A 12874-nucleotide genomic window follows, 5' to 3' on the forward strand; every position below is an offset into this window, starting at 1 on the left:
GCGCAAGGCCTGCGCTCGGCCTCCTGAAGTCGCACTCAGCGTCGCCTGGACCCTCGCGCGCTTAGAAGCAAGAGCAAGAGCAAGAGCGAACGCGGAAGCAAATGCATAAAAAAACCCGCGCTGTTGCCAGCGCGGGTTTTTAGCTACTGCAGAGCGATCAACGCTCCAACAGAATACGCAGCATACGGCGCAGCGGCTCCGCAGCGCCCCACAACAGCTGGTCGCCAACGGTGAACGCACCCAGGTACTGGGAACCCATGTTCAGCTTGCGCAGGCGCCCCACTGGAATGTTCAGGGTGCCGGTGACGTGGGTCGGGCTCAGCTCCTGCATGCTGATTTCACGCTGGTTCGGCACCAGCTTCACCCATGGGTTGTGCTGGCTGATCATGCCTTCGATATCGGCCAGCGGCACATCCTTGTTCAGCTTGATGGTCAGCGCCTGGCTGTGGCAGCGCATAGCGCCGATACGCACGCAGATGCCATCGACCGGGATCGGGCTCTTGAAGCGGCCAAGGATCTTGTTGGTTTCGGCCTGAGCCTTCCACTCTTCACGGCTCTGACCGTTCGGCAGTTCCTTGTCAATCCACGGGATCAGGCTACCCGCCAGCGGCACGCCGAAGTTCTCGGTCGGGTAGGCCTCGCTGCGCATGGCCTCAGCCACCTTGCGGTCGATGTCGAGGATAGCGCTGGCCGGGTTGGCCAGGTCATCCGCTACGGCAGCGTGGGTAGCCCCCATCTGCTTGATCAGCTCGCGCATGTTCTGCGCGCCGGCACCGGAAGCCGCCTGGTAGGTCATGGCGCTCATCCACTCGACCAGGCCCGCCTCGAACAGGCCGCCCAGGCCCATCAGCATCAGGCTGACAGTGCAGTTGCCACCGATGTAGTTCTTGGTACCGGCATCGAGTTGCTGGTCGATTACCTTGCGGTTGACCGGGTCGAGCACGATCACCGCATCGTCCTGCATGCGCAGGGACGAGGCGGCGTCGATCCAGTACCCCTGCCAGCCGGCTTCGCGCAGCTTGGGGAAGACCTCGTTGGTGTAGTCGCCACCCTGGCAGGTCAAGATCACGTCGAGGGTCTTGAGTTCTTCAATCGAATAAGCGTCCTTGAGCGGAGCAATATCCTTGCCCACGTTCGGGCCCTGGCCACCGACATTGGAGGTGGTGAAGAACACCGGCTCGATAAGGTCGAAGTCCTGCTCCTCCAGCATCCGCTGCATGAGCACGGAACCGACCATACCGCGCCAACCGATCAGACCTACACGTTTCATCGCAACTACACCTTTGCTAAAAGTGGGCCGCCACCGACCAAAAACGGTGGCGGGCCAGAGAGATTACAGATTCCGCAGCGCTGCGACTACTGCGTCGCCCATTTCCTGTGTACCGACCTTGCTGCAACCGGCCGACCAGATGTCGCCGGTGCGCAGGCCCTGGTCCAGCACCAGGCTGACTGCCTGCTCGATGGCCTCAGCCGCAGCCTGCTGGTTGAAGCTGTAACGCAGCATCATCGAGACCGACAGAATGGTCGCCAGCGGGTTGGCGATGCCCTGGCCTGCGATGTCTGGCGCCGAGCCGTGGCAAGGTTCGTACATGCCCTTGTTGTCGGCATCCAGCGACGCCGAAGGCAGCATGCCGATGGAACCGGTCAGCATGGAAGCTTCATCCGACAGAATGTCACCGAACATGTTGTCGGTCACGACCACGTCGAACTGCTTGGGCGCACGCACCAGCTGCATGGCGGCATTGTCGACGTACATATGGCTCAGCTCGACATCCGGATAGTCCTTGGCCACGTCCTCGACCACCTCACGCCACAGCTGGCTGGAAGCCAGGACGTTGGCCTTGTCGACCGAGCACAGCTTCTTGCCCCGTACCCGCGCCATGTCAAAGCCGACACGGGCGATACGGCGCACTTCGCTTTCGCTGTAAGGCAGGGTGTCGTAAGCCTGGCGCTCGCCGCCTTCGAGTTCACGCTGGCCACGCGGTGCACCGAAATAGATGCCGCCAGTCAGCTCACGGACGATGAGGATGTCCAGGCCTGAGACGATTTCCGGTTTGAGCGAAGAGGCATCGGCCAGCTGTGGGTAAAGAATGGCCGGGCGCAGGTTGGCGAACAGACCCAGTTGCGAGCGGATTTTCAGCAAGCCACGCTCAGGGCGGATGTCACGCTCGATCTTGTCCCATTTAGGGCCGCCCACGGCGCCCAGCAGCACGGCATCGGCCTTGCGCGCACGCTCCAGGGTCTCGTCGGCCAGGGGCACACCGTGCTTGTCGATGGCCGCGCCGCCGATCACGTCGTGCTCAAGGCTGAAACCGAGCTGGAACTTGTCATTGGCCAGCTCCAGCACCTTGACCGCCTCGGCCATGATTTCCGGGCCGATGCCATCACCTGGGAGAATCAGAATCTGCTTGCTCATGCTTTCCTCTATCCATTCAAGCGGCGCGACCGGCTCGGCCGCACCGTAAAAAACTCAGCGCTCGGCCCACAGCACGATGACATCAGTGCTGAACGAGCCATCGGCTTCAATCTGGTAATACTGCCGCACTTCCTCGCCCATGGCCTGCTGCAGTTGGCGGATGGCCACACGCAACGGCTCGGGGGTGCGCATGCGTTCTACCCACGACGCCCATTCCAGGCGCAGGCGCTGGCGCGAGTGGCTGCGCACATGCAGGCCCGCTTCGCTGACCAGGCGTTGCCACTGGGCAGCAGAATAATCGCGCACATGGCTGGTGTCGCGCAGCACTTCCACCGACTGCAGGTAGGTGTCGAGCAGTGGGCTGCCTGGCGACATGACGTCGATGAACGCCGCTACCCCGCCGGGCTTGAGCACCCGACGTACTTCACGCAACGCAAGGCCCACATCGCTCCAATGGTGCGCCGAATAGCGGCTGAAGACGAAGTCGAACGAAGCATCGGCGAACGCCAAGCGTTCGGCGGCGCCATGGGCGGTCTTGACGTTGCCCAGCCCGCGTTCGGCGGCGGCACTGGCGACCACGTCGAGCATCGACTGCGACAGGTCGTAGGCAACCACTTCGGCGACCAAGGGCGCGACATGGAAGCTGACGTGACCGGCACCACAGCCCAGGTCCAGTACGCGGGCTGCGCCCTGCCCTGCCAGCTCGGCCTGCAGCAGCGCAAATTCACTGCCTTGGGCATGCACGGCGCTGCTGAGGTAGGCGCTGGCCTGTTCGCCGAACTGGCGCTGGACAACATCGGTGTGGGAGGTGCTGGTCATGGGATGTTCCTTCTGGTTTCAGGTTGCCTGTACTGCCGATATCGCCGGCAAACCGGCCCTCACAGGGACTCCACAGATTCAAAAGACCTGTGCAGCCCCTGCAGGAGCCGGCTTGCCAGCGATGAGGCCAGCCAACCCAACTGCATCAATCAGGCATCACGGAACAGCCAAGGCTGGCCGGCACGGTGCTTGCCTTCGAAGGCCTTGATCGCATCGCTGTCCTGCAGGGTCAGGCCGATATCATCGAGGCCATTGAGCAGGCAATGCTTGCGGAACGCATCGATCTCGAAGTGCAGCACCTTGCCATCCGGGCGGGTCACCGCCTGCGCCTGCAGGTCGATGGTCAGCTGGTAGCCTGGGTTGGCTTCGACCTGCTTGAACAGTTCGTCGACTTCCTCATCGCTCAAGATGATCGGCAGCAGGCCGTTCTTGAAGCTGTTGTTGAAGAAGATGTCAGCGAAGCTCGGGGCGATCACGCTGCGGAAGCCGTATTCGTCCAGCGCCCACGGGGCGTGCTCACGGCTCGAGCCGCAACCGAAGTTCTCCCGCGCCAGCAATACGCTGGCCCCCTGATAGCGTTCGTGGTTGAGCACGAACTCCTTGTTCAACGGGCGCTTGCTGTTGTCCTGGTAAGGCTGGCCCACATCCAGATAGCGCCATTCATCGAACAGGTTGGGGCCAAAGCCGGTCCGTTTGATCGACTTGAGAAACTGCTTGGGGATGATCTGGTCGGTGTCGACGTTGGCACGGTCCAACGGGGCGACAAGACCGGTGTGCTGGGTAAAGGCTTTCATGCTGCGCTCCCTTGAATCAACTCGCGGACATCGATGAAGTGGCCGGTCACCGCGGCGGCGGCGGCCATGGCCGGGCTGACCAGGTGGGTACGACCACCGGCGCCCTGACGGCCTTCGAAGTTGCGGTTGGACGTGGACGCGCAATGCTCGCCGCTTTCCAGGCGGTCCGGGTTCATCGCCAGGCACATCGAGCAGCCAGGCTCGCGCCATTCGAAGCCAGCTTCGAGGAAGATCTTGTCCAGGCCTTCACGCTCGGCCTGGGCCTTGACCAGCCCGGAGCCTGGCACCACCAGCGCCTGCTTGACGTTGGCAGCGACCTTGCGGCCCTTGGCAATCTCGGCGGCGGCGCGCAGGTCTTCGATGCGCGAGTTGGTGCACGAACCAATGAAGACGCGGTCGAGCTTGATGTCAGTGATCGCCTGGTTGGCAGCGAGCCCCATGTACTTGAGGGCACGCTCGATCGAGCCACGCTTGATCAGATCGGGCTCGGCGGCCGGGTCCGGCACGCGCTGGTCGACGGCCAGAACCATCTCGGGCGAAGTGCCCCAACTGACCTGTGGTTTGATCTGTGCGGCGTCCAACTCGACCACGGTGTCGAACACGGCGTCGGCATCCGAGACCAAGCCTTTCCAGGCCTGCGCCGCCTGCGTCCACTGCTCGCCCTTGGGCGCATAGGGGCGGCCTTCGACGTAAGCGATGGTGGTATCGTCGACCGCCACCAGGCCTACCCGGGCGCCCGCTTCGATGGACATGTTGCAGATGGTCATGCGGCCTTCCATCGACAACTCACGGATGGCGCTGCCGGCGAACTCCATGGCGTGGCCATTGCCACCTGCGGTGCCGATCTTGCCGATCACGGCAAGCACGATGTCCTTGGCAGTGACGCCTGCGGGCAATTGGCCCTCGACGCGCACCAGCATGTTCTTCATCTTCTTGGCAACCAGGCACTGGGTGGCGAGCACGTGCTCGACCTCGGAGGTGCCAATGCCGTGGGCCAAGGCACCGAAGGCGCCGTGGGTGGAAGTGTGCGAATCGCCGCAGACCACGGTCATGCCTGGCAAGGTGGCGCCCTGCTCCGGGCTGATGACGTGGACGATGCCCTGGCGCTCGTCGTTCATCTTGAATTCGACGATGCCATATTCGTCACAGTTCTCATCGAGGGTCTGCACCTGCAGGCGCGACACCTGGTCGGCGATGGCTTCGATACCGCCTTTACGCTCTGGCGTGGTCGGCACGTTGTGGTCGGGCGTGGCGATGTTGGTATCGATGCGCCATGGCTTGCGGTTGGCCAGGCGCAGGCCTTCGAAGGCCTGTGGCGAGGTCACTTCGTGGATGATATGGCGGTCGATGTAGATCAAGGACGAGCCGTCATCACGGCGCTTGACCTCATGGGCTTCCCAGAGTTTGTCGTAGAGCGTTTTGCCAGCCATCAGACTGTTCCTCATCAGCGTCTTTCTATGCCAAAGACCCCTTGGCTTGTACGGACGATGCTATGGCGATAGATTGAATAACTCAAATTCATAATTTTCATGCTTTGCATAACCATCAGGAATCCGAGAAATGGACCTGGCCAATCTCAGTGCTTTTATCGCCATCGCCGAAGCCGGGAGCTTCTCCAGGGCCGGCGAGCGCCTGCACCTGACCCAGCCTGCAATCAGCAAACGCATCGCGGGCCTTGAGCAGCAGCTTGATGTGCGCCTGTTCGACCGCCTGGGCCGCGAGGTAACCCTGACCGAAGCTGGCCGGGCCCTATTGCCACGTGCCTACCAGATTCTCAACGTCCTCGATGATACCCGACGTGCGCTGACGAATCTGACCGGAGAGGTCAGCGGTCGCCTGACCCTCGCTACCAGCCACCACATCGGGCTGCACCGCCTGCCCCCGCTGTTGCGGGCCTTCACCCGTCAGTATCCAGCTGTTGCATTGGATATTCAGTTCATGGATTCAGAAGCAGCCTACGACGAGATTCTCCACGGGCGCGCCGAAATTGCGGTCATCACCCTCGCGCCCGAGCCCCATCACCTGGTCAAGGCGGTGCCGGTATGGGTCGATGCCCTGGATTTCGTCGCTGCCCCTGAACACCCACTGGCCAACAATGCCCAGGTCAGCCTCGCCGACGTGGCACGCCATCCAGCGGTATTTCCGGGCGGCAACACTTTCACCCACCATATCGTCCAACGGCTGTTCGAAAGCCAGGGCCTGGCCCCCAATATCGCCATGAGCACCAACTACCTGGAAACCATCAAAATGATGGTTTCCATCGGCCTGGCCTGGAGCGTACTGCCCCGCACGATGCTCGACCATCAGGTCGCACCGATCGCTTTGCCCGGCATACAACTGTCGCGCCAGCTAGGCTACATACTGCATACGGAGCGAACGCTATCGAACGCGGCGAGGGCCTTCATGGCCCTGCTCGACAGCCACGCAGGGTCCGCCTGACCGGTCGTCAGCCCGGCACTTCCACTCAAGGACGCGTCAACCGCCAAAGGTCTGGTACCAATGCCCAAATCAGCAAAACGCTTTCCGCGCCTGCCGCGCATTCCCGCTGCTGACCCTCAGGAGTCGGAGCAAGCCTGGCAGAACGCCCCGCAACTGCTGGCCGCGCTCAATGGCGCCCGCCTGGGTGCATGGCTATGGGATATCGAAAGCGGACGGGTCAGTTGGTCCCGCGGCACCCAGGCACTGTTCGGCTTCGATCCGCACCGGCCTCTGCCCAACGACATTGACTACCTCGACCTGCTGCCAGAAGAAGATCGCGCCCGTACCCGCCAGTTGTTTCAGGCTGTGGTCAATGGCGAGCCTGCAGAGAAGGCCATGCGCCATCGCATCCGCTGGCCAGACGGCAGTCTGCACTGGCTGGAAATCAACGGCAGCCTGACCCACGACCGCCTTGGTCGGCCGCAGATGATCGGGGTAATCCGCGAAATTACCCGCCAACGCGAACGAGAGACGGCGCTGATCAATTCGGAAAAGCGCTTTGCGACCCTGTTTCACCTGAGCCCCAACGCCATCCTGCTCACCCGTCGCCACGACGGCATGATCTTCGAGGTCAACCAACATTTCGAAGACATGTTCGGCTGGCCCGGGGACCAGGTGATTGGCAAGACCAGCCTGGAGCTTGGCCTATGGGTGAACCCCGAGCAGCGCCACCTGGTACTGGACTCGACCCGCGCCAGCGGTGGCCCGGTGATCATGGAGGTGCAGTTCCGGGCCAGCAGCGGCAACGTCCACGACGGCATCTTGTGTACCCAAGGCATCGAGCTCGAAGGCGTGACCTTTCTGCTCAGCACTTTCGTCGACACTTCCGAGCGCAAGCGCGCCGAGCAGGCGCTCAAGGACAGCCAGGAGCGCCTTGACCTGGCCTTGGATTCGGCGCAGTTAGGCACCTGGGACTGGCACATCCCCAGCGGCATGCTCTACGGCTCAGCCCGTGCGGCGCAATTGCACGGGCTGGACCCGATACCGTTTCATGAATCGTTCGATGCGTTCTTCGAGGGAGTCCTCGAACAAGAGCGCGATGCGATGCGCCAGGCCTATCGCAGCCTGCGCGAAGGCCCGGCAGGCAACTACCAGATCACCTACCGAGTGCAACTGGAAAACGGTGCTTCGCGCTACATCGAAAGCCGCGCGCGCCTGTACCGTGACGAACGGGGCACCCCCCTGCGCATGGCCGGCACGTTGCTTGACATTACCGAGCAGGTGGAGCGCGAACAGCGCCTGAGCGCCTCGGAGGAAAAATTCGCCAGCCTGTTCCAGGTCAGTCCCGATCCGATCTGTGTGACCCGTCAGGACACTGGCCAGTTCATCGAGATCAACCCGGCCTTCACCCAGACGTTCGGCTGGAGCGCAGAGCAGGTGATTGGCCGCAGCGCCGAGGAAATCGGCCTGTGGGCCGAATCGATCGAGCGCGCCAAGCGCATAGAACGCGTCATCCGCGAACAGGCGCTGAGCAATGTCGCGGTGGTGGTCAACCACCGCAACGGCTCGCCCTTGACGTGCGTGATCTCCAGCCGCCTGATCAGCGTCGACGACCAGCCCTGCAGTGTCACCACGCTGCGCGACATCACCCAGCAACAACGCGCCGAGGCAGCACTTAAATCCAGCGAAGAGAAGTTCGCCAAGGCCTTCCACTCCAGCCCTGATGCCATCACCATCACCGAGCGCCGCAGCGGCCGCTATCTGGAGGTCAACGACGGCTTCTGCCGGTTGACCGGCTACAGCGCCAGCGAGGTGGTGGGCCGCAGTGTCTTCGAGCTGGGTATCTGGGCCGACGACAAACAGCGCAGCGCCCTGCTCAACGAGCTCAAGGAGCGTGGCCGAGTACACCACCGGGAGATGCTGGGGCGCAACAAGCGTGGAGACATCCTTACCGTGGAAGTGTCGGTGGAGCCGATCAGCCTCAACGAGGTCGATTGCCTGCTGCTCACCGCCCGCGATGTCAGCCAGTTGAAGAACGCCCAGGCGCAGATACGTCACCTCGCCTACCACGACCCGCTGACCAACCTGCCCAACCGTGCCCTGCTGATGGACCGCCTCAGCCAGCAGATCGCGCTGCTGCGACGGCACAACCTGCGCGGCGCCCTGCTGTTCCTCGACCTTGACCACTTCAAGCACATCAATGACTCACTGGGGCATCCGGTGGGCGACACCGTACTGAAGATCATCACCGCACGGCTGGAAGCCAGCGTACGCCTGGAGGACACCGTGGCGAGGCTGGGCGGCGACGAGTTCGTGGTGCTGATCAGCGGCCTGGAAGGCAGCCGTGAAGCGGTGGAAAACAAGGTTCGTGAGCTGGCCGACACCCTACGCGAGTTGCTGGCCGAGCCCATGTCGTTGGACGGCCAGCGCCTGCAGGTCACCCCCAGCATTGGTGTGGCGCTGATCCCCGACCACGGCGCCACCCCGGCCGACCTGCTCAAGCGGGCCGATATCGCCCTCTATCGGGCCAAGGATTCAGGGCGCAATACCACTCAGCTGTTCCATACCACCATGCAAAAAGCCGCCAGCGAACGCCTACGCATGGAAAGCGACCTGCGCCTGGCGCTGGCCCGAGGCGAGCTGGCGTTGCATTTTCAACCGCAGGTGGATGCCCGCGACAACCGCATCGTCGGTGCCGAGGTGCTGCTGCGCTGGCACCACCCGCAATTGGGCCAGCAGGCGCCGTCGCAGTTCATTCAGGTCCTTGAAGAAAGCGGCCTGATTCTTGAGGTGGGTAGCTGGATTCTTGATGAAGCCTGCGATGCCTGCGCGCGCATGCTTGAGGATGGGTTGATCGACGCTGATGATTTCAGCCTGTGCGTGAACATCAGCCCGCGCCAGTTCCGTCAGAACGACTTCGTCGAACGGGTGCTGCGCAGCCTGGACGATTACCGCTTGCCACGGCAGATCCTCAAGCTGGAGATCACTGAGGGCATTGTGATCCAGAACCTTGAAGACACCATCAGCAAGATGCGCGAACTCAAACGTTACGGCGTGAGCTTCGCGATGGATGATTTCGGCACCGGGTATTCGTCACTGACCTACCTCAAGCGCTTGCCGGTGGATGCACTGAAGATCGACCAGACGTTCGTCCGCGACGCACCCGACGACCCCAACGACGCCGAGATCGTCCGCGCCATCGTGGCCATGGCACGCAGCCTGGACCTGGCGGTGATTGCCGAGGGTGTGGAGTTGACCGAGCAACTGGCGTTTCTCGAGCGGCTGGGTTGCCACCTGTATCAGGGCTACCTGCATAGCAGGCCGCTGCCCTTGCAGGCGTTTCGGCAGATGCTGATGGAAGCGCCCGCCGATTACTGACGCTGCTGCAACGAAGAAAGGGCACCCGAAGGTGCCCTTTCGTTCATTTCGCCGAACTCAGTTCAGCGCAGGCTGCTCGCCATTGATCGGGATACGCTTGGCCTTGGCGTCTTCAGGCACGATGCGCAGCAGATCGATGCTGAGCAGGCCGTTGGCCAGGCCGGCGGATTTGACCTCGATATGGTCAGCCAGGCGGAACGACAGCTTGAAGGCACGCTGGGCGATGCCCTGGTGCAGGTAGGTCACTTCAGCGGTGCCGTTCTCGCGCTTGCCACCGGTTACGGTCAGAACACCTTTTTCGACTTGCAAGTCGAGGTCCTGCTCCTGGAAACCGGCTGCGGCAACCACGATTCGATAGTGGTCATCGCCATGTTTTTCGACGTTGTAGGGTGGGTAGCTGCTACCCGCCTCGTTACGCGCCGCGGACTCGAACAGGTCATTGAAACGGTCGAAGCCAACGGAATGGCGGAACAGGGGTGCAAGAGAGAAAGCGCTAGTCATGGTCATAAACTCCTGAAATTCAGCAAGTGAGTCATTACGCGACCCGTCTTCGGCATCGCGTACTGAATAAATAGGGGTCAGGAGACGGCTTTCAAGGGGGCAAGTGCAAAAAAAATGTGATTTTTTTTGGATGGTTTTTAGAAGTTGAGCCTGAGCATGATTAAGGGGGCCGGCTTGCCGGCGACTGGGCTGGATCAGGCGACGCATGCCTCGACGGCCGGTACCTCAACCCCAAGCAAACGGCTGATACGCTGACAATCGTCCTCGCGCCGCAACTCGGCAAACAGCACCACCGCCTCCGGATAACTGCGCGTCAGCATCGCCAACCACTGCTTCATCCGACCGGGTGCATAGCGCGGCGACAGCTTGGCCTGTGCCTGACGCCAGAACTCACCCAGCAATGGCAACAACGCCTCCCAACTCATCGGCTGATAGTCACGCCCGTCACGTGCGGCTGCAATCTGCAAGGCAAGGTCCGGTCGCGACACCAGCCCCCGCCCTAGCATGATGTCTTCGGCGCCACTGACCTCACGGCAACGCCGCCAGTCATCAACCGTCCAGATCTCGCCATTGGCAAATACCGGCACCTTGACCACATCCTGCACCCGCGCCACCCACTCCCAGTGCGCCGGGGGCTTGTAGCCTTCGACTTTGGTTCGCGCATGCACCACCAGGTGGGCCGAGCCACCTTCCGCCAACGCTGTGGCACACGCCAGCGCACCATCTGGGCTGTCAAAACCCAGGCGCATTTTTGAAGTGACCGGAATGTGCGCTGGCACAGCACGGCGCACCTCCTGCACGATGGCATGCAGCAGTTCCGGCTCCTTGAGCAGCACCGCGCCGCCCCGTGACTTGTTAACGGTCTTGGCCGGGCAGCCGAAATTCAGGTCGATCACCGGCGCGCCCAGCTCACAGGCCAACGCGGCGTTCTCAGCCAGGCAGACTGGATCAGAACCCAGCAACTGCACACGCATTGGCACACCGGCAGCCGTGCGGGCACCCTGGCGCAGCTCAGGGGCGAGCTTGTCGAACGATGAGGGGGGCAGCAGGCGGTCACACACCCGAATGAACTCGGTGACGCACCAATCGATCCCCCCCACGCGGGTCAGAACATCGCGCAGGATGTTGTCGACCAGCCCCTCCATGGGGGCCAGGGCAATTTGCATGTAAGGCTCTCGGCGGGAAAAGGCGGCAGTCTAGCAAAAAATGCCAGCGTTTCAGGCGCCGATCAGCGCCGGGCCGTAACCTTCGATGAACGCTGCCGGCATGCGCCTGGGTTTGCCGCTGGACAGTTCGATACAGGCGAAGGTGGTCTGCGCGCGTAGCAAGGTCACGCCATCACGCGGGCGTTTGAGCTGAAACCGACGAGTCATGCGCAAGCGCTGGTCCCAGTCGATGATCCAGGTGGCCAGTTGCAGCTCGTCGTCTTCGTAGGCCGCAGCGAGGTAGTCGATTTCGTGGCGCACCACCGCCATGGCCCGGTCAAGGCGCCGGTATTCGGCCAAGTCCAGGCCCAGCCGCTGGGAGTGGCGCCACGCGCAACGCTCCAACCAGGTGACATAGACGGCGTTGTTGGCGTGGCCGAGGCCGTCGATATCCTCGCTGCCGACGCGCAGGTCAATGATGAATGGCGTTGCCAGGTCCCAGCTCATGCCCGCTCCCCTTGTCAGTAAACGGGCAGAGTGTATCGGATGTTCAGGCGCTTTGCCGCGCAGGTGCGCTGGCACGGCTGAGCAAATCAAGCACCGCCTCGCCCAGGCGTGGATCAGCCAGCACCCGTTGATGTCCCCCCTCCTCCAGGCGCAGCAGGCGGCTGTCGAACCAGGCCTTGTGAATGGCCTCGGCTTCAGTGGCGGGTACCAGCGTGTCATCGGCCGCATGCACCACCAAGCCCGGCAACTCCAACTGGTAGCCACTGACATCCAGCCGGGCTATCTGCATCCCGACATCCCGTTCGACCTGGCGAATGAAGGCGGCTCTGGCCCGCACGGGCAGGCCCAAGTGCCGGGCGAAGCGGCGCAGCACGCCGAGCAGTTGCGCAGGTGCGGCGATACTCACCGCAGCCTCGGCCCGCAGGCCCATCTGCAGGGCCAGCAAGACACTGGCACCGCCCATTGAATGACCGATCACGGCACGTAGCGGCGGCAACTCGGCAGCAGCCTCCAGCAGCGCTCGGGCGAACAGCACCACATGCGCCTGCTGCCCCGGTGAGCAACCATGGGCCGGGCCTTCCAGCGAGACCACGGTGTGCCCCGCTTGCACCAGGGTGTCAATCAGCGCGGCGAACTGGGTCGGGCGCCCTTCCCAGCCGTGCATCAACAACACCGTTGGCCCTTTGCCCCAGCGCAAGGCAGACAACCCAAAGCGCAGCGTGATGCGCTCGGCGCTGGCCAGCAAGGGCAGCTCCCATTGCCGAGGTGGCAGGTTGCGCGGGGTCATGAAGGCGCGGCGCATCTTGCCGGCGATATGTTCGGGGGCGAGGCGGCCAAGGGAGCCATTCACACCACGAATCCAGCTCAAGGTAGTCATCACCGTGCTCCAGGTCAGA

At 62.7% G+C, this 12874-nt stretch carries 11 protein-coding genes; 2 read left to right on the forward strand and 9 right to left on the reverse strand.

The features are described from left to right. Positions 1 to 157 precede the first annotated feature (157 nt). From asd to leuC, 5 genes are all read right to left on the reverse strand, one after another. On the reverse strand, positions 158 to 1270 hold the full coding sequence (gene asd, locus APH34_RS10685) for an aspartate-semialdehyde dehydrogenase (RefSeq protein WP_054901136.1): 1113 nt from the start codon (positions 1268 to 1270) through the stop codon (positions 158 to 160). 63 nt (positions 1271 to 1333) lie between these two features. Next, positions 1334 to 2416 carry a 3-isopropylmalate dehydrogenase gene (leuB, locus tag APH34_RS10690; RefSeq protein WP_054901137.1) on the reverse strand — a complete coding sequence of 361 codons (1083 nt, stop codon included), beginning with the start codon at positions 2414 to 2416 and terminating at the stop codon, positions 1334 to 1336. A gap of 54 nt (positions 2417 to 2470) precedes the next feature. Continuing rightward, positions 2471 to 3235, reverse strand: coding sequence for a class I SAM-dependent methyltransferase (locus APH34_RS10695; RefSeq protein WP_054901138.1), 765 nt, complete (start codon positions 3233 to 3235; stop codon positions 2471 to 2473). A 149-nt stretch (positions 3236 to 3384) separates the two neighbouring features. Next, entirely contained in the window at positions 3385 to 4029 is a 645-nt protein-coding gene (leuD, locus tag APH34_RS10700) for a 3-isopropylmalate dehydratase small subunit (RefSeq protein ID WP_054901139.1), read from the reverse strand. After that, the gene (gene leuC, locus APH34_RS10705; RefSeq protein WP_054901140.1) at positions 4026 to 5459 is read right to left on the reverse strand and encodes a 3-isopropylmalate dehydratase large subunit; all 1434 of its coding nucleotides are present in this window, start codon (positions 5457 to 5459) and stop codon (positions 4026 to 4028) included. The genes leuD and leuC overlap by 4 nt, the downstream gene beginning before the upstream one ends. 130 nt (positions 5460 to 5589) lie before the next feature. On the opposite strand from leuC, the gene APH34_RS10710 reads away from it, so the two are divergent. After that, entirely contained in the window at positions 5590 to 6468 is an 879-nt protein-coding gene (locus APH34_RS10710; RefSeq protein WP_054901141.1) for a LysR family transcriptional regulator, read from the forward strand. A 60-nt stretch (positions 6469 to 6528) separates the two neighbouring features. Beyond that, positions 6529 to 9825 carry a PAS domain S-box protein gene (locus tag APH34_RS10715; protein ID WP_054901142.1) on the forward strand — a complete coding sequence of 1099 codons (3297 nt, stop codon included), beginning with the start codon at positions 6529 to 6531 and terminating at the stop codon, positions 9823 to 9825. Positions 9826 to 9882: 57 nt separating this feature from the next. On the opposite strand, the gene APH34_RS10720 is transcribed toward APH34_RS10715, so the two are convergent. The 4 genes from APH34_RS10720 to APH34_RS10735 all read right to left on the reverse strand — a co-directional run bounded on the left by APH34_RS10720 (position 9883) and on the right by APH34_RS10735 (position 12855). Next, the gene (locus APH34_RS10720) at positions 9883 to 10326 is read right to left on the reverse strand and encodes an Hsp20 family protein (RefSeq protein WP_054901143.1); all 444 of its coding nucleotides are present in this window, start codon (positions 10324 to 10326) and stop codon (positions 9883 to 9885) included. Positions 10327 to 10520: 194 nt separating this feature from the next. Continuing rightward, entirely contained in the window at positions 10521 to 11492 is a 972-nt protein-coding gene (locus APH34_RS10725) for a tRNA-dihydrouridine synthase (RefSeq protein ID WP_054901144.1), read from the reverse strand. Between the two features lie 51 nt (positions 11493 to 11543). Then, on the reverse strand, positions 11544 to 11978 hold the full coding sequence (locus tag APH34_RS10730; protein ID WP_054901145.1) for a thioesterase family protein: 435 nt from the start codon (positions 11976 to 11978) through the stop codon (positions 11544 to 11546). 43 nt (positions 11979 to 12021) lie between these two features. Further along, positions 12022 to 12855 (reverse strand): alpha/beta fold hydrolase, encoded by an 834-nt coding sequence (locus APH34_RS10735; RefSeq protein WP_054901146.1) that lies wholly within the window; start codon positions 12853 to 12855, stop codon positions 12022 to 12024. Positions 12856 to 12874 lie beyond the last annotated feature (19 nt).

The organism is Pseudomonas sp. NBRC 111131 (assembly GCF_001320525.1).
Taxonomy (GTDB): Bacteria; Pseudomonadota; Gammaproteobacteria; order Pseudomonadales; family Pseudomonadaceae; genus Aquipseudomonas; species Aquipseudomonas ceruminis.